This window comes from Paenibacillus sp. IHB B 3415 (assembly GCF_000802655.2).
GTDB lineage: Bacteria > Bacillota > Bacilli > Paenibacillales > Paenibacillaceae > Paenibacillus_AQ > Paenibacillus_AQ phytohabitans.
The window spans coordinates 34,939-52,317 of sequence record NZ_JUEI01000033.1; the positions used below are offsets into that span (position 1 = coordinate 34,939).

The 17,379-nt window shown below is 54.2% G+C and carries 12 protein-coding genes, 1 pseudogene and 1 other annotated feature; of the genes and pseudogenes, 1 reads left to right on the forward strand and 12 read right to left on the reverse strand.

Annotation, left to right across the window (positions count from 1 at the left end; translation table 11 throughout):
- Positions 1-133: 133 nt before the first annotated feature.
- Positions 134-419 (reverse strand) — a binding site (T-box leader).
- A gap of 163 nt (positions 420-582) precedes the next feature.
- The 3 genes from QW71_RS38055 to QW71_RS16560 all read right to left on the reverse strand — a co-directional run bounded on the left by QW71_RS38055 (position 583) and on the right by QW71_RS16560 (position 4,419).
- The gene (locus tag QW71_RS38055; protein WP_052770055.1) at positions 583-1,233 is read right to left on the reverse strand and encodes a stalk domain-containing protein; all 651 of its coding nucleotides are present in this window, start codon (positions 1,231-1,233) and stop codon (positions 583-585) included.
- A 226-nt stretch (positions 1,234-1,459) separates the two neighbouring features.
- The gene (locus QW71_RS16555) at positions 1,460-2,860 is read right to left on the reverse strand and encodes a LysM peptidoglycan-binding domain-containing protein (protein WP_039300550.1); all 1,401 of its coding nucleotides are present in this window, start codon (positions 2,858-2,860) and stop codon (positions 1,460-1,462) included.
- Positions 2,861-2,997: 137 nt separating this feature from the next.
- Positions 2,998-4,419 (reverse strand): glycosyltransferase family 4 protein, encoded by a 1,422-nt coding sequence (locus tag QW71_RS16560; protein ID WP_052770056.1) that lies wholly within the window; start codon positions 4,417-4,419, stop codon positions 2,998-3,000.
- 197 nt (positions 4,420-4,616) lie between these two features.
- On the opposite strand from QW71_RS16560, the gene QW71_RS16565 reads away from it, so the two are divergent.
- Positions 4,617-5,858: a GGDEF domain-containing protein gene (locus tag QW71_RS16565; protein ID WP_039300552.1), complete on the forward strand. Its 1,242-nt coding sequence runs from the start codon at positions 4,617-4,619 to the stop codon at positions 5,856-5,858.
- A 655-nt stretch (positions 5,859-6,513) separates the two neighbouring features.
- On the opposite strand, the gene QW71_RS16570 is transcribed toward QW71_RS16565, so the two are convergent.
- The 9 genes and pseudogenes from QW71_RS16570 to QW71_RS16610 all read right to left on the reverse strand — a co-directional run bounded on the left by QW71_RS16570 (position 6,514) and on the right by QW71_RS16610 (position 16,873).
- Positions 6,514-7,371 (reverse strand): neutral zinc metallopeptidase, encoded by an 858-nt coding sequence (locus QW71_RS16570; RefSeq protein WP_039300554.1) that lies wholly within the window; start codon positions 7,369-7,371, stop codon positions 6,514-6,516.
- A 172-nt stretch (positions 7,372-7,543) separates the two neighbouring features.
- Complete coding sequence (locus tag QW71_RS16575; protein ID WP_039300557.1) at positions 7,544-8,098, reverse strand: hypothetical protein; 555 nt, start codon at positions 8,096-8,098, stop codon at positions 7,544-7,546.
- Positions 8,099-8,293: 195 nt separating this feature from the next.
- Positions 8,294-8,731 carry a hypothetical protein gene (locus QW71_RS16580; RefSeq protein WP_039300560.1) on the reverse strand — a complete coding sequence of 146 codons (438 nt, stop codon included), beginning with the start codon at positions 8,729-8,731 and terminating at the stop codon, positions 8,294-8,296.
- Between the two features lie 865 nt (positions 8,732-9,596).
- Positions 9,597-10,358, reverse strand: a pseudogene (locus tag QW71_RS42215) (RluA family pseudouridine synthase); the annotation flags it as partial.
- A gap of 86 nt (positions 10,359-10,444) precedes the next feature.
- Complete coding sequence (hemL, locus tag QW71_RS16590) at positions 10,445-11,746, reverse strand: glutamate-1-semialdehyde 2,1-aminomutase (RefSeq protein ID WP_039300562.1); 1,302 nt, start codon at positions 11,744-11,746, stop codon at positions 10,445-10,447.
- 44 nt (positions 11,747-11,790) lie between these two features.
- Positions 11,791-12,789 (reverse strand): porphobilinogen synthase, encoded by a 999-nt coding sequence (gene hemB, locus QW71_RS16595; protein ID WP_039300565.1) that lies wholly within the window; start codon positions 12,787-12,789, stop codon positions 11,791-11,793.
- A gap of 136 nt (positions 12,790-12,925) precedes the next feature.
- Positions 12,926-14,473: a uroporphyrinogen-III C-methyltransferase gene (gene cobA / locus QW71_RS16600; RefSeq protein WP_039300598.1), complete on the reverse strand. Its 1,548-nt coding sequence runs from the start codon at positions 14,471-14,473 to the stop codon at positions 12,926-12,928.
- 21 nt (positions 14,474-14,494) lie between these two features.
- The gene (gene hemC, locus QW71_RS16605; protein ID WP_039300568.1) at positions 14,495-15,502 is read right to left on the reverse strand and encodes a hydroxymethylbilane synthase; all 1,008 of its coding nucleotides are present in this window, start codon (positions 15,500-15,502) and stop codon (positions 14,495-14,497) included.
- Positions 15,503-16,231: 729 nt separating this feature from the next.
- Positions 16,232-16,873 carry a bifunctional precorrin-2 dehydrogenase/sirohydrochlorin ferrochelatase gene (locus QW71_RS16610; protein WP_039300571.1) on the reverse strand — a complete coding sequence of 214 codons (642 nt, stop codon included), beginning with the start codon at positions 16,871-16,873 and terminating at the stop codon, positions 16,232-16,234.
- Between the last annotated feature and the right edge of the window lie 506 nt (positions 16,874-17,379).

Here is a 17,379-nt window from a genome sequence, read left to right on the forward strand (position 1 = left end):
TAACGATCTGACAAGTGGAAACGGCTTTGCCGTCCAATTCTAAGGACGGTACCGTTTCAGCGAGAAATATAAGGATGATTGATAGAGTGAAACATATATATCCTTATATTTAAATACAAAAAGACCCTTCGTCTCAAAGGACGAAAGGCCATTCTTTCGCGGTACCACCTTTGTTTCGCGCTAACAAAAAATAAACCCCTGCCTCGGACCCCTTACAGGTCCGGAAGCTTAGCGCGACACTCATGCAGATAACGGCTGCGTCCGGCCACATCCTAACCTGGTCTCCATAAACATGGAGGCAAGCTCAGAAGGGCGACTCCGGGGCGACTTCGGGGGCTGCATCCTGCGGAAATTCACAGCAACTACAATTCCGCTCTCTGAAGGGCTGACCGCCTACTCTTCCCGTTCCCAGTCTTTATGCTAGTTATTACTTATGTCAATAATACATTCAGTCCTATTCCTAGTCAACCAGCATACACACAAAGGTCAGAGTTTATACCGCCCGGTTCAAAAAACTGTCTAATGGAGTTGTACACGCAGGGCTAACAGAGATAAATACACAGAGAGCCGCCCATCTACCGCTTACTTCCCGCTCCAGATCACATTGACGATATTGTAGCCTTCATAGCTGCCAGTTCCCACGTAGGCATCCAGCGTAACGGAGAATGTGCTTCCGGCATCGATAATCGAGAAGGCTGCCGCGGAGATCTCCTCGGATTTGGCGTTGGCGCCTTTGCGCACAAAATACTCTTTGTACGTATTGCCAAGCGTCTCCAGGTCCTGCTTCGTCAGATAGCTGAACGTCGCGGCCGGCGTGCCGGTCGCCGAGCCTTCGATCAGATTGAATACTTTGGCATCGGACGGAAGCGGGAAGTCAGACGGCAGGCTCTTCGGCCGCTGTACCGGTACCGCGGCCGGTTCCGGAGAGGACGTGCCAGGAGAAGCGGAGCCGCCGATGACGACCCGGCTGTTTGCGGCATCATAAGTGACAGAGGTGTTCAGTGCTTCACTGATTGAGCGTACAGGCAGATACGTCGTACCATTATACGTGATCGGGGCAAGCGTTTTACCGTTGCCGTCTTTCATCGTATAGACCTGACCGTTCACGATGATCCCGAGCTTGTAATTCAGTGATGCCCGAATCTCCTGCAGGTTGCCCGCGGCATAAACGCCGGCCGAAGCGGTCAGCGCCACGCCCAATGCGATCGCGGCTGCCGTCACTTTTTTCTTCATAAATATCCCATCCTCCCAAGAAGTAGTGTATACCGACGCACAGCTGGTTGAATCTGCCAAGTACATAAGCCGGTAGTGACCATTAACCCTGCCTAAGCGAATATGAACCCGCAACAGACCGGGCCAAACATACCCTATGTAAAAAAAATAAGGCTGCCCCAAGCAGCCATGTCATGGCTTGTGGGACAGCCCCCCGCAACTTCCTGCTCGAATTCCCCGATCCATCCTAGGGAATATACAAAACCTGGCCTTCCTCTACATTCTGTCCGGAGAGCCGGTTGTACATGGACAGCTCTCTGGTACTGAGCTGATATTTCTCGGCAATCGTATCCAGCGTTTCTTCCCGCTGAACGATGCAGAGCCGCACTTTGCGGAACAGCTCTGTACCGCCAAGGCCGCCGATGAACCGGCTTTTCCATTCGGTATCATTCCCTGCCTCAGGAATAACCGCCGCTTTGGAGGCTACCTCCTCGGAATGGAGAATCTCCTGCTCCTTGCGCGCACGGCTGGAGCTGAGCAGCGAAGAGAAGGTCAATGGCTCCTGCTCGGCAATTGCCGGATCTTTTTTGCTGCCAAGCGCAATCTTGAGATCCTGCTTCTCCTCCTGTGGAGGTAAGGATTCCTCGGACACGAAGCTCTCATTGTCTATAGCCTGAACCTCTTCAGGCACTTCTTCATTCTCGGCCAGCACTGCAGCATCGTCACTGGCCGCGGATGTGAATACCGGCTCTGCCTGATTGGCTGCATGAAGACTGGCAGTACCCCAATGATCCACAGTATTCAAGGCGGCTGTCCCTGCCGGGAGTCCTGCCTCCTCCGTACCTGCCTTGAACGAATCATTTACCGCAGCAATCTCTTCTGTCTTCTCCCGGGAAGGAAGAAAGTGACTGGAGACCGGCTCAGCCGCAGATTTGCTGTAGTTCTGTCCGGAATCCGCTGTTCCGGATGGAACGGTTGCGGGGGAGGAATCCAGGCTATGCGTCCTTACCTTGGCTTCCTTGTCCTTCAACTGAGCGGACACTAAGGCCGAAGGCTGAGTGTACAAAGAGTCTTCCAGGAATAGCGGATTACCCGCGGCCTCCACGGAATCCGCATATTCCTGATCCTCCACAGAAACATCCGCGACACCTTCCCCGTAGGTCCAGAGCGAATTTTCATATAGCGCATCATTCTCCGGCCCGCGGTTATCCGCTTCCGCCTTATGGTCCTCAGACTCAGGGGAGTAGGCTACTGTATATTCCTCCTGCTGCCAGGCCGGCTGGGCATCCGCGTTTCCGATTCCGCGCAGCGAGAGCACCCCTGTTATGTTGACGGTTCGCATCGTAAGCAGGTCAATATCGAAATTCTCGATCTCAACCCCTATGTCTTCAAGTGAGCTGACCCGGTTCAGCGGGACTGTGATTTCAACAGGAATCGCATGCTCCAGACGCTGTGTACGATCATCTTCCCCCCGGTAGAGTCCGGTGAGCAGCAGTTGCCCGTGCAATTCCGCCCGGTCCTCCCGCTGGATTACCTGGATGTCGGGAATCAGCTCGACTTCCTCCAGCTCAGCTATTCCCGGAAGCTCTTCCGAAAGGTGAATGCGTTCATAAATATCAAACCGCAAGCCGTGTGACTGGTCAAACACGGGAAATGTCCTCCTTCTTGGCATAATCTATCCCTGAGACAAGCCCAGAGCATAAGCCCAAAATGTTACTCCACTCATGTATATGCTTCAATCAGGAAGGCATGACAACTTTGCCGCCTACTTCGGCGGACAGAAAATCATTTCGGATCGGTGAGTACCGTAAGGGGATCCGGAATGGAATAATCCTGCGGGAGCCTTGCCCGCATGCTCGCCGCAAGCGGAATACCGGGATACATCGCATTCAGCACATCGGCTGGATGGAAGGCTCCGGGAACGGGTCCTGCCGCCGGCTCTGCTCCCAAGGTTGAACGGACTGCCGGGCTTTGTACGCTCTCCCGCATACTTATGGCTTTACGGTATACATTCAGCGTTCCGGCCGCCATGACATCCAGTGAACGGCTGCGCTGCGCCCACTCCCTTGCCTGGAAGCCGGTACGTACTCTCAGCTCCTCATTACCCAGCAGCTGCTCCAGCAGCCGGGCCAGCCGGGCGGCATCACCGGGCGGAACGATCCAGCCGGTCTCCCCGTGGCGGACCATTTCCGGCATACCTGAAGTGCCGGAAACGATCGGGGCAATGCCGGCAAGCTGAGCCTCTGTGACCGAGAACGGCTGAGTATCCTGCAGGGAAGGCTGCACATAAATATCAGCCTCGCTTAGTACTGCCGGAATATTATCCAGCTTCCCGGCAAAGCGGATATGCTCCAGAATCCCAAGCTGGCGCGCCTGTTCCCTGAGTTCTTCCAGCAGGCTGCCTATGCCGGCCACTACACAGGTCCAGTCTGTACGGTGCTTCTGCAGCATTCCCAGAGCCTCGATCAGCACATGCACGCCTTTGATATATTCGAGGCGTCCGGCATACATGATTACTTTGGTTCCGCCTCCGATCTTAAGCGGTGAGGGCTTCGCCGCCCTGGCCGCATACTGCTCCAGATTCACTCCATACGGCAAAGTATGAATCCGTTCTCTGCTTACACCGAGCTCCTGGGTCAGCTGGCCAATCCAATTCGAAGAGACCATAATCAAGTCGGCCGACCGGGCCGCGAGCGCCTCCATCCGCCGGAAATATCGCCAGATCGGCCGGAGCTCATATTCCTCGCGGGTAAGTCCAGGCTCAAGCCCTTTGTATTCATAATAAGCTTCCCGGGAAAGTGCCCCGTGCACACTGGAGACTAGAGGAACCTGACGGCGCATAATCCGCCGCAGCGCGTAGGAGGCAATGGGGTCCTGGGCATGAATGACATCGTAATTCTCCAGCCCCAGAACCGCCGCTCCCCCCTCAAATACATAACGCCCCAGCTCAAAGCTGAATATGCCATGCTCCAGATGCAGATGCGGGAATAAGGTAATATCGAGGTGCGGGAGCAGCAGCGTATAGAAGGCTTTTTTATCAAAAGAAGCATTCTGCCCAAGCAAATACAAGGTGTTGTTCTCCACATGGCTTCCCATGAGTGTTACGGAGTGTCCCTGTTCGCTCAGCTTATCGGCAAGCTGTCTCATATACGTCCAGATCCCGCCCATATTGGTAAGGCCCCAGTAGGTAACCAGCAATATTTTCATAACTTCCTCTCCCCGGCTAATAGATTCACTTCTGCACGAGAGCAGACGGCTCCACATTAACAAAGTATTATATGACCGCTGCCGGATATAGGACATGGGTGTATGGTTCAATCTATAAAAATTCCAAAATAACTTTATAATCAAAAAACGTCTTTTCGGTTATAATCGGTATAAATCCTGAAAGGAAAACTTCTGTCATGTCTAAAGCACGGGTATTTGACCTTTCCCTGTTTGCCGCTTCCGTTGCTATAGCTTTCATTCCCAAGCATGCTATAGTTCTGGACGATACATATATCAAGGCGCTGGTGCTCTATACGATCTTCTCCAGCTTCTACTTTCAACTGCGCATCGTGACCCGGAGCGGGAATTCTACGATAGATTATGCTATCAGCTATACCTCTTCATTCGGAATTTTCGCCGGACCGCTAGGCACCTTTCTGTTCGAAACCGTATACCGCTTCATTGTATTTTTCTATAAAAAGAAGACAAAAACCGCCGATCCCGGCGAATTTCTGGATACGTTCTACAACATTGGGTCCTTTACACTGGGCGGATCGGCTGCGTATTATCTGTACAATGTGCTTCACCCTTTTGCGGAGAGATTTCCGCTCGGATACTGGCTCCTGTTTCTCCTGGTCGTCTGTGTAACCACATTGCTGTCCTCCACTTTCCTGATCATAACCTTCGCGCTCTCTGGAGACATCAAGACACGCAAGGAAGCCCGCCACCTGCTGTTCCGGAGCCGTAACCTGCTTGATTTCAGCAAGGTAGCCCTGACCAATGCGCTGCTCCTGCGCCTGCTGCAAATGGAGAAATGGGAAATGCTGATCGCCCTCTTCCTGCTCAATTACATCGTCAGCCTCTCCTTCTATTCCAAATCGCAAAGCGCCCAGCACAAATATGAACGCGACAAGTTCGAGCAGATGGCTTACCGCGACTTCCTGACAGGAACCTATAACCGGGCTCACATGGATAAGATGATGAAGGAGCTGAACCAGAGCGGGGAATATATCGGAATTGTAGTGGCGGATATCGACCGTTTCAAAAAAATCAACGATTCCTTCAACCACGCCGTCGGTGACCGCGTCATTATTGATTTTGCCGATACACTGAAGCAATTTCTGCAGGAAGAAGACATCCTGTTCCGCAGCGGCGGGGAAGAGTTCACCGTGTTTCTCAGGAACAGAACCTTTGAGGAATGCCAGTTACAGATTCAGGCAATCCTGGACAGCCTTCACGGACACTGCGTAACCGCAGAATTCGAGGAACAGATGATCCGCGTGCCGTATTCCGCCTCGTTCGGACTTTATTATTACAAGGCAGACCCCGGCCAGAAGACTTCTATGGAAAAAGGGTATGTCTACGCTGACCAGCTTCTGCTCGAATCCAAAAAACTCGGCCGGAACCGGCTCTCGTACCGCAATGACCTTCGTCCGTAGCCGGACTTTAGAACGGTGAAGATCAGGTACGGGAGCGCTGTGCATTGCAAGCAGGAGGGAGCTGTCCCAAAAGCCATGAAATGGCCGCTTGTACAGTTCTTTATTTTGGAGTAGCATCTCCTAGGCCGGGCTCAACGTGTGCGCTTGGATGGACGCTCCGCGAACGGAACGTTGTTCCAATCGCTGTTGTCCCCAGATTTTATTGATTCTCCTTAGCGGTGAAAATCCGGGGACAAAGGCGACCGCTGCCGCTTTTCCACAATCGTTCCGTCCGCTCTCCGCGAACGGAACGTTGTTCCAATCGCTGTTGTCCCCAGATTTTATTGATTCTCCTTAGCGGTGAAAATCCGGGGACAAAGGCGACCGCTGCCGCTTTTCCACAATCGTTCCGTCCGCTCCGCTGTTTAAGCGGGAGGTGGTTCTGTAATCTTAAAAAAACACAAATAAAGAGACCTCCCGCCAAATGGCCAAAGCGGCACGCGAGAATATCCCTAAGCAAGCCGCAAATGAACAAAAACGTAAAGCAGCGATGCTCCAATGACCAAGAGAATCGCTGCTTTATTGACATTTAAAGCTTTTGAGAAGATAGAGGGCCAGTCTTCGCCAGTATAAACCAACATTGGGACAGATACCGCTTGCCTCTACAGTTCAATATCTACAGCTCAGTGGCATTAAAGGTATCTCCGCCTTCAATGGAGCCGGAGTTGAACCCTTTGTAGAACCAGCGTTTGCGCTGCTCGGAGGTGCCGTGAGTGAAGCTGTCAGGCACCACATAGCCTTGTGCCCGCTTCTGGATCGTGTCGTCACCCACTGCGCTCGCTGCGGTTAAGGCTTCCTCCAGATCTCCTTCCTCCAGCAGGTTCATTCCTTGGGCATGCTTCGCCCATACCCCGGCATAATAATCGGCCTGCAGCTCAAAGCGGACCTGAGCTTTGTTGAATTCGGTCTCGCTCAGGCTCTGGCGCAGCGAATTCAGCTGCTCGGAAGCACCCAGCAGTGTCTGCACATGATGACCCACCTCATGGGCAATTACATAAGCCATGGCGAAATCGCCCGGCGCATTGAATTGCTGCTGCAGCTCGTCGTAGAAGCTGAGATCGATATACAGTTTGGCGTCCCCGGGGCAATAGAACGGTCCGACTGCCGAACTGGCGGTTCCGCAGGCAGAGTCCACGCTACCGCTATAGAGCACAAGCGTAGGGTCCTGGTACGTCTTCCCCTGCTCCCGGAAGACCCCGGACCAGACATCTTCGGTATCGGCCAATACTACGGAGACAAATTCCGACAACTCCTTCTCCTGTGCGGTCTGCTCGTAAGGAACATTAGAGCTGGTGCTGGAGCCCGTGGAAGTCAGATTGCCCATAATGTCACCGATATTCCCGCCGCTCAGCAGCGTAACGATCACCACAATAATAATCCCGCTAATTCCGCCGCCAATCAGCTTGCCGCCTCCGCCTCTGCTTCCTCTGCGGTCTTCTACATTCGAACTACCTCTTCTGCCCTGCCATTTCATGGCCCAACCCCCAGTTATGAATTCCGGTTTTAGAGGATGTATTTCATCTTAATACTGTTATACCCATAAACGCAGGGGTCCCACTCGCCTCTCCCCGTAAAGAGAACATAAAAAAGACTCCCGCACAGCCGCAGCCGTGAAGGAGTCCCGTAAGCAAATATTAAAAGGGCAATTATTTCGCAGCTTTAGCAGCGTCCAAAATTGCTTTCAGATAGTTAGAGGTATCCACCAGAGTAGCACCGCTTACAGCGTCAACTACTTGCTCTGCGGACTTCTTGCTAAGTGTCATTTCAAGGGATTTGATTGTTTTGCCTGTAGCGAATTTCTCAACGGCAGCAATGTTCTTGTCATAAGAAACTGTGGAGCCTGCTGCTTCAGCCATATGCTCGCTGTAGTATTTAGTGTTAGCTTTCTTGGAAGCCAGAACCACGTTAGGGTCTTTGTATCCGTTCAGACCAAAGTCTTTGTCGGAGTTAGGAACGCCAGTTGCTACATCTGTACCCAGGAATTGATAATCATCCAGCGAAGCTGCAACGATTACGCCGTTCTGTACTACAGCAACAGCTACTGTGAAGCATTTGGTACCATGGGCAGCCGCTTCCACCCGGCCTACCTTAAGTGGTGCGCTCGCTGCAGATGTTACACTGTTCAGGGCGCCGCTGTTGCCTACCCCTACAAGTGCCAAAGAGATACCAGCTACGAGCATTAGTTTTGTTACTTTTTTCACAAAGATTCCCCCAGTTAATGTTATGAGATACGCTTACATACTATATTTATCAATATATTGGATATCCGTCTGTTACAAATGTTACTAGTTAACTGCAAATAAATGGGATATGTATTTTTAACAGGGAAATGAAGGGATAACTGGAGGTGAAACGCGATAAAGGGCAGATTCCCCTCCATAAAATCAGCAACAATATCAGCTGCAATTCTCTTTCACAGTCACTTTATTATTCGTTATCGTGACCTTTGAATATCCGGATAAAGATTCGGTGTAGGAGCATACCCCTATGGTTTGGAGGACATCCGGTGCTCTGGGATCTGTATATTTCAGATAAATGCCCCCCTCGCCGCTTAAGCTAAGCCGGGGTCTAATTTTGATTGTTTTTCCGCTGCTGAGCGTTTTCCGGAGTTCATCTGTGGAAGCACCGGCAGCTGCGCCCGTAACCACCCCTGTCTCAAGGATGCTCAGATCAAAGTCAGACTCATTGTTTACTGTCACCCTGAAGCTCTGGAACTGGGCAGCCATACTCAAAATGCCGTATTTGCTGTTCACCTGTACGGCCAGTATTAATACGGCGGCAATAACCGCTGTACCCAGTGCTGATACCAGGATTACTCTGCGATTGCGTCTCATAGACTCATCTCCTTTACAGTAAGACGAACAGTAACGCGGAAATGTATCAGCGGACCTGCGCTCCGCCTGAATATTTACAGCCGGATAGGCTTGGGTAACAGAACAGCAAGAGTTGGAAAAGAAATAGCGGCGTTGGCCTTGTTCAGCCAATCTCTGTCACTTCTATCATACTGGTCTGCAGAAAGCAAAAAAAAAGCAGCGCCCCTCCTATGGGAGAATCGCTGCTTTGCTTAATTTACATAGCTTCGCGGATGTCGATCAGCTGTTATAGAAAATTCCATTTCAAATGGAAATTCAGTGATAGTTGTATTATGTACAATTAAAAATAGCGAAAAGATGTGCATGCCTCGTATAACTGTATTCTGTACAACTAAATCCTCCCGAATCGGTGAAAACCTTTTATAACTGGCAGTTTAATTGCACGAAATACAACTAAACGGATAACCGGTTACTAATCAGCCGATTTAGTTGTACAAAGTACAATTAAGCATGCCGCATACTCCTAAGCGTTATACTAGTTCAGCGGCTCCCCGCCTAATTGCTCGCGAAGCTTCCGCATATCCTCCGGCCATGGATCGGATACTTCGACCCTGCTTCGGGTCCAGGGGTGGGAAAAAATAAGCTTCTCGCCATGCAGCGCCTGCCGGTCTGCACCTGCCGGCTTCGCCTTGGCCTTAAGCTTAACCTCCGGCCGGCCCGGACCAGCCAGCTTGCCTGGCTCCTGCAGTCCCGGTGTAATGCCCGCCTTCTCCTGCTCTTCGAACCAGGCTGTAATCGCCGACTTCACCTTACCCGGCTCCGTACGCAGCGGCAGCTTGTCGTTCTTACTGCCGCCCGCACGGACACTGGCCGTATGCCAGCCGGGTCCGCCGTAGAGGTCATCCCCGTACAGCGGATGGCCCGCATGACTGAGGTGGACACGGATCTGGTGCGTGCGCCCTGTCTCCAGCTGCACCTTCAGCACAGTTCCGCCAGGCAGCGCTTCCCGCCCTATGATTCGCGTGACTGCCGCCTGTCCTCCCGGCGAGACCCGCCGGCGCGCCGCATGATGGCGGTCACGGCCGATCGGGGCATCGATCACGGTAAGCTCAGGCGGCACTTTGCCTTCTACAACCGCCGCGTAGAGGCGGGATACGGTTTTGTCGCGCATATCCTCGTCCAGCACAAGCTGGGCGTATTCGTTCTTCGCATAGAGCACAGGTCCTGTTGTATCCTTATCCAGCCGGTGAATATGGCGGACGGCTACTCCTCCGCCGGAAGCGGCATAATGCGCTGCGACGATATGATCCAGCGTTACGCCCGCTCCGCTGCCATCCGGATGAACCGCCATGCCGGCCGGTTTATGGACCACGAGGCAGAAGTCATCCTCGTACAGTACTTCAAGCTCCTGCCATACCGGCTCAATACCCGCTTCCCGGTAAGGGAACAGGGATAACACCAGCCGGTCGCCCTTCCACTGGATGCCGCCTTCGCGGCGCAGCCGCGCGTGCAGCTTCTCCGGCATCCCGGCCGTGCCGAGCAGCCATGCGTCAATGGCTGCCTGCCTGTCGGCCGCAGCCGTAATCACCCGGCCCGGCATGACTTGAAGCCACTCTCCGCGCCGGATCCATTTGCCGCCGCCGGTGATGTTCCTGATGACCGCGCCAGTATTCCCTGTATCTGCATCCGCTCCACCAGGGATACTTGTGCCGGACAACTCCTCCGGCCCGCCTGTCATAGCGACTTCAGGGCATTATAATGGCCCTCAATCGTATCATCAATATCCTGCTCGCTGTGCACAGCGGATACGAACATGCCTTCAAACTGGGATGGGGGAACGCTGATGCCCTGATCAAGCATTTTGCCGAAATAACGCTTGAACAGATCCAGGTTGCTGGTCTTGGCCGTCTCGAAGTTGACAACCGGTCCTTCAGTGAAGAACGGGCAGACCATAGAGCCCACACGGTTAATCGTAAGAGGGATGCCAGTTTCCTGCGCGTTACGCTTAAGGCCTGCTTCCAGACGTGCACCCAGCACCTCCAGACGGGTATACACTTCAGGTGTCAGCAGCTTCAGCGTGCTGTAGCCAGCCGCCATGGCCAGCGGATTCCCGCTGAGTGTGCCTGCCTGATAGATCGGGCCAGAGGGAGCGATCTGCTCCATAATCTCTCTTTTGCCGCCATAGGCACCTACCGGGAGACCGCCGCCGATAACCTTGCCGAAGCAGGTCAGATCAGGGTCCAAACCGTACAACCCTTGCGCACAGCCGCGGTCCACACGGAACCCGGTCATCACTTCATCAAAAATCAGCAGCGCGCCGTACCCCGTGGTCACCTTGCGCAGACCCTCCAGGAAGCCCGGAAGCGGAGGCACTACGCCCATATTCCCGGCAATCGGCTCAACAATCACAGCGGCAATCTCATTGCCGTAACGTTCGAACGCGATTTTGACCCCTTCCAGGTCATTGTAAGGCACCGTAATGGTGTTGATGGCTACGCCTTCCGGCACACCGGGGCTATCCGGCAGACCCAAAGTAGCTACCCCGGAACCGGCTTTGATCAGCAGGCTGTCAGCGTGGCCGTGGTAGGAGCCTTCGAACTTGAGGATTTTGCTGCGTCCCGTATATCCGCGGGCCAGCCGAATGGCGCTCATCGTAGCTTCTGTTCCCGAGTTCACCATGCGCACAATGTCCACCGATGCTACACGTTCCACGACAGTCTTGGCCATTTCGGTCTCCAGGAGTGTCGGTGCGCCGAAGCTTGTCCCTTTAACCGCAGTCTCCTGCAGCGCCTTCACCACTTCCGGATGGGCATGGCCCATAATCAGCGGTCCCCACGAGCAGACGTAGTCGATGAAGCTGTTGCCGTCGATATCGTAGATACGTGAGCCTTCGCCTCTGTCTACATAAACTGGGGTCAATCCTACGGATTTGAACGCCCGGACCGGGCTGTTGACCCCTCCCGGAATATACTGTTTCGCTTCTTCAAAAGCTGTGCGGGAAGCCTCTTCCCTGCGTGTAAGCGGCACATTGCCCATGCTTCTTCACTCCTGCTCTGCTGAATTATACAGCTGAATATAGTCTAGCCGCGCAGCCAGCGGGCTGCATCCTTGGCGAAATACGTAATAATTATATCTGCTCCGGCGCGCTTCATGCCGGTCAGCATTTCCAGGACAACTGCCTGCTCATCGATCCAGCCCTGCTGTGCGGCCGCTTTTACCATTGAATATTCACCGCTCACGTTGTAAGCCACCAGCGGCAGATCGAACTGGTCGCGGATCGTCCGGATGACATCCAGATAAGCCAGTGCGGGCTTAACCATCAGCATATCAGCGCCTTCCAGCACATCTGAATCAGCCTCACGGATTGCTTCCCGCAGGTTGGCCGGGTCCATCTGGTACGTCTTGCGGTTACCGAATTGCGGTGCAGAATCCGCTGCTTCACGGAAGGGGCCGTAGAAGGCGGATGCGTATTTTACCGAATAGGACATAATCGGCACATGCTCAAAACCATTCTCGTCAAGGCCGCTGCGGATCGCCTGCACGAACCCGTCCATCATATTGGAAGGCGCGATAATATCCGCACCGGCCCGGGCCTGGGATACCGCCGTGCGGGTCAGCAGCTCCAGCGAAGCATCGTTGATAACATCACCGTGAACTACGCCGTCTACCGTATGGGTATGCACCATGCCGCAATGGCCGTGGTCGGTGAATTCACATAGACAAGTGTCGGCAACAACCAGCAGCTCCGGGTACCACTTCTTAATCAGCCGCGTAGCCTCCTGCACAATGCCGTCCTCAGCGAATCCGGAGGAGCCGATGGCGTCCTTCGTTTCAGGAATGCCGAACAGCAATACGGCCGGAATTCCCAGCGAGGCAATCTCATCCACTTCCGCCTTCAGGGTATCCAGCGAGAAGTGATACACGCCGGGCATGGAGCCAATTTCATTCTTCACACCGGTACCGTAGGTTACAAATATCGGCTGGATAAAGTCCAGCACGTTCAGGACGGTCTCCCGCACCATTCCGCGGATTCCGGCTGTACCGCGCAAGCGGCGGTGTCTAGTAATTGGAAAGCTCATTGCTGTTTCCTCCTGTACAGTAAGTATTTAAACACATCTATCTGTCTCAAGCATTATTCGAATATGAAATCACAAAATGCAAAGTTGAAATGCAGTGCTCAATTGCATTAGCGGAATAGCGGAAACCATGCCGATGCTATCTGAGCCTCGTTGTTTCATTCCAGCGGCAGAGCTCCTGCACCAGCCCTTCGATCGTTGCTTCGTCCGGGAGCAAGCCCGGAGTCAACCCGGCCTCCACAGCAGTCTGTTCGGTTACCGGACCTATGCAGGCGATTTTGACCCCCGCCAGCAGCGTCAGCGGATCTTCCAGGCCCATCCGTTTCAGGATAGAGATGAAGTTGCGCACCGTGGAAGAGCTGGTGAAGGTGACCGCATGAATCCGTTTCTCTTCGAGCAGCTTCACCAGTTCAATATCATCTTCACCAGTAACCACAGTCTCATACGTATCCACTTCAGTCACTTCCAGCTCCAGCTCCTTCAGCTTGCCGGGCAGCCACTCGCGCGCCAGATCGCCGCGCGGCAGCAGCACCTTCTGCCCTGGCTGCAGCTGATCGCCGAAGGCTTCAATCAGCCCTTCTGCCTGGAACCGTCCAGGCAGCTCTTCGGCAATCAGCCCGCGCCCGGCAAGCGCCGCAGCCGTACCCGGTCCCACCGCGCATATCCGCGCGCGGTGCAGACCGCGCAGATCCGTCTTCAACTGCGCCAGATGCCGCATGAAGAAGTCCACGCCGTTCGGACTGGTGAAGAACACCCAGTCGTACTCTGTAAGCCGGCCAAGCGCTGAAGCAATCTCTGCCTGCTTGTCCGCATCACGCTGCATAACCGTCTCAATGACAGGGAACTCATACGGTTCGCCGCCAAGCTCCTCGATCCGGTCTACCAGCTCGCTGGCCTGGCTGCGGGCCCGCGTCACCACAATCCGCTTGCCGAACAGCGGCATCGCTTCAACCCACATGAGGTGCTCCCGCTGGAGCACTACATCGCCGACAACGATAACGGCCGGCGGCTGGAAATCCGCCGCCTTGACCTTCGCTTCAATGTCGGCAAGCGTGCCGGTTAGTGTCTCCTGATCGGCACGTGTCCCCCAGCGCACCAGCGCCACCGGCGTTTCTGGCGGACGCCCGTGCTTCATCAGCTGGGCGCTGATATATCCGATTTTGGCGACGCCCATCAGGAACACCAGGGTTCCCGTGGCGTTCGTCACCTTATCCCAATGAATGGAATGATCCAGCTTATCCGGGCTCTCATGTCCGGTAATGATCGACAGGGAAGACGCAGCCTCCCGGTGGGTTACCGGAATACCGGCGTACGCCGGGACGCTGATAGCCGAGGTAATACCCGGCACAATCTCATAGTAGATGCCATGGCGCCGCAGCAGCTCCGCTTCTTCACCCACCCGGCCAAAAATCACCGGGTCTCCGCCCTTAAGACGCACTACCGTTTTGCCCTCCAGAGCGAGATCGACAAGCAGCTGATTAATGTCCTCCTGCTTCATCGTATGGCGGTCCGGCAGCTTGCCTACGTATATTTTCTCCCCGCCCGGCTTCATCCACTTCAACAGCCTTGGACTGGCCAGCCGGTCATAGACCAGCACATCTGCCTTCTGGATACACTCCAGACCTTTAACCGTAATCAGCTTGGCATCCCCCGGACCTGCACCTACAAGATAAACCTTCCCCGCCATCTCCGTCATCCCCTTATCACCTTATCCCTGAGTATCCTGTCCCTTTACATCCGCCAAAATCTTCTCTGCGCCCCTGGCAATCAGCTTGCGGGCAACCTCCGCACCGAGCTGCACCGGATCTTCTCCCGTGCAGGTTTCTTTAAGGATTACCAATCCGTCCGGTGTCCCCACCATTCCGGTTAAAGTGATTAACAGACCGCCTTCTCCAGAAGTCCCGCCGGAATGAATAGTCCCGGTTGTTCCCGTTGTCCCGGCCTTCTCCGTCTCCAGCACAGCGTAGGCGCCGATCGGCACCTGACAGCCGCCGTTCAGGGCGCCGAGGAATGTGCGCTCCGCCGTCACCGTAAGAGCGGTGCGCTCATCATTGTAGAGCGCGAGCAGCTTGCGCAGCTCCTCATCGTCCTCTCGGCATTCGATGCCGAGAGCTCCCTGGCCCACAGCGGGCAGGCAGATTTCCGGCGGCAGATAAGCCGTTACCCGGTCCTGCCAGCCCATCCGCGACAAGCCTGCCGCTGCCAGCAGAATCGCGTCGTATTCGCCGTTCTCCAGCTTCTTCAGCCGCGAGTCAATATTGCCGCGTACCGGCTCAATTACCAGATCCGGCCGGAGTGCGGCCAGCTGGCTGGAGCGCCGCAGGCTGCTTGTGCCTACGCGCGCTCCCTGCGGCAGATCCTCAAGGCCAGCTCCGCTGCTTGAGATCAGGCAGTCACGTGGATCGACACGCTTCGGCACTGCACCGTTAATCAAGCCTTCCGGCAATTCGGAAGGCATATCCTTCATACTATGTACTGCCATATCTATTTCTTTGGCCAGCATGGCCTGCTCAATTTCCTTCACAAAAAGACCCTTACCGCCCACCTTGGACAGGGTGACATCAAGAATCCGGTCGCCTTTGGTAACAATCTTATGCACCTCAAAAGTAAAATCAAAGCCATGCTCCCCGCTAAGCCGCTCCAGATCGGCAATCACCTGTCCTGTCTGCGTCAGCGCCAGCGCACTCTGTCTGCTGCCCACAATAATCTTCCGCATGAACCATTCCCCCTGTTCAAGTTACCTGTACCCGCCCTGTTTCCTGCACGATACCTCTCATTCGCTCATCTGAGCCAATTTTGCTGATATCAAGAGCACTTTTACCCTTCATTTGCTCATCTGAGCTACTTTTGCTGGAATCAAGGGGATTTATCCCTCTAATTTGCTCATTCCGGCCGATTTTGCCCGAATCAAAGGGATTTATACCACTAGTTTGTTCATTTCGGCCGATTTCGCCCGAATTAAAGGGATTTATCCCTTTAATTTACCGCACAACACTAGGCTTTGGTCATTCCAGTCACATTCCAGCGAATCCGCCCTGTTCAACGTCATAAACACATTTAATTAGTCCACTTATTCGTCCATAAGTTTTATTATTCGGCCGTTCGACCGTTCGTCTATTCTATCGTCGATTCAATATGTGGGCAGTCAGCATCAGCCAGACATTTCGTTTGAAACAGATTTAGCTGCACGATTCAATCGGCAGCTAAAGTCAATTTCTGCCGCCGCTTATGTCTTTGCAGACTTAGTTTTGAAGCAGTCTCAATAATTGATGAATTAGTTTTGAAGCAGCCAGAGCAGATGCAAACTTACTCCGCAATCGCAGCAGTTGTACTTGATGCTTGCTCCATCCGCTCGTTCCATCTACGCCTGCCGATGACCTGCTCCACCCACTCACTCCATCTTCACTTCCCGATGGCCGACTCCACCCGATCATTCCGCCTTCTACTACCGGTTACGCGCAATCCAGGATTCGATAACCTCTGATGTCCATGGTATAAAGGTGCCCTGCCGCATCTCATCCAACACATCAAGCTTCCCCAGCCTCCGCAGCAGCCGGGCGCGAATCTCAGCTACAGGCTCCAGCCGCTTGATTTCGGTGCGCAGCTCATGCAGGAAATCCAGATAAGGCTCGTATTCCTCGCCCAGCAGTCCAGCGATCTGCGCCGTGATCTGCGCAGCAGCGAACGGTCCCGCCCCGGAGGTCGAGACCGCAACCGTCAACCGCCCCCGCCGGAGGATACCGGGCGTGATGAAGCTGCCCGCCTCGGCGTGGCTGGCCACATTGACCGGCAGGCCCAGCATCCTGGCCTCCCCGGCCACCGCTTCATTCACCGCCCTGTCGCTGCTGGCGGCATAGACCAAGACAGCTCCCTGGAGATCTCCGGGAGCATAGGGGCGGCTGACCCATTGCAGCCGCCCCTCCGCCGCCGCTGCGGACAACGTCCCGCTAAGCGCAGGACTGACAATCACCAGCTCCGCTCCTGCCTCCAGCAGCGGAGCCGCTTTACGTTCAGCCACAGCTCCGCCGCCGATCATTACCACCAGTCTGCCCTGAACATCCAGCATAATGGGCAAATATTTGCTCATCCCGCCTCACTCCAGCATCTGAATATCAACTATACTCCACACCACAAAATTTCAACTTGCTCAACTAAGAAATCCGTCCCCGGTTGCCACTACTGCAGAACAGCAGTCCGGCGCGCACTCAATTAACTTTTCTCATTAGCCGCCCATAACACTTCAGTTCAGTCACTCGCTCCATAAGTCACCATAGCACTTCAGTTCAATCACTCGCTCCTTAGCCACCATAGCACTTCAGTTCAATCACTCGCTTCATAGCCACCATAGCACTTCAGTACAATCGCTCGCTCCATAGCCACCATAGCACTTCAGACAATTGCCTGCGCTCCTTAGCCGCCACAACATGCCCGCATAACTTCCCGTTTCTTGCCTGTACATTCCAGCATAACCCCTTGCTTCTCATCCACCTGTGCTCTCGAGCACAATTCAGTCGCCTCTGCATTTCAGCACACCAGCCGCCTCTGCACTTCAGCACACTAGCCGCCTCCGCACTTCAGCACACCAGCCGCCTC

Excerpts from the sequence above, each read along its gene's own strand:
- QW71_RS16570 (WP_039300554.1), bottom strand. The coding sequence starts at position 7,371 with ATGAAATGGCAGGGCAGAAGAGGTAGTTCGAATGTAGAAGACCGCAGA.
- QW71_RS16610 (WP_039300571.1), bottom strand. The coding sequence starts at position 16,873 with ATGAGCAAATATTTGCCCATTATGCTGGATGTTCAGGGCAGACTGGTG.
- hemC (WP_039300568.1), bottom strand. The coding sequence starts at position 15,502 with ATGCGGAAGATTATTGTGGGCAGCAGACAGAGTGCGCTGGCGCTGACG.
- QW71_RS16580 (WP_039300560.1), bottom strand. The coding sequence starts at position 8,731 with ATGAGACGCAATCGCAGAGTAATCCTGGTATCAGCACTGGGTACAGCG.
- hemL (WP_039300562.1), bottom strand. The coding sequence starts at position 11,746 with ATGGGCAATGTGCCGCTTACACGCAGGGAAGAGGCTTCCCGCACAGCT.
- hemB (WP_039300565.1), bottom strand. The coding sequence starts at position 12,789 with ATGAGCTTTCCAATTACTAGACACCGCCGCTTGCGCGGTACAGCCGGA.
- cobA (WP_039300598.1), bottom strand. The coding sequence starts at position 14,473 with ATGGCGGGGAAGGTTTATCTTGTAGGTGCAGGTCCGGGGGATGCCAAG.
- QW71_RS16565 (WP_039300552.1), top strand. The coding sequence starts at position 4,617 with ATGTCTAAAGCACGGGTATTTGACCTTTCCCTGTTTGCCGCTTCCGTT.
- QW71_RS38055 (WP_052770055.1), bottom strand. The coding sequence starts at position 1,233 with ATGAAGAAAAAAGTGACGGCAGCCGCGATCGCATTGGGCGTGGCGCTG.
- QW71_RS16560 (WP_052770056.1), bottom strand. The coding sequence starts at position 4,419 with ATGAAAATATTGCTGGTTACCTACTGGGGCCTTACCAATATGGGCGGG.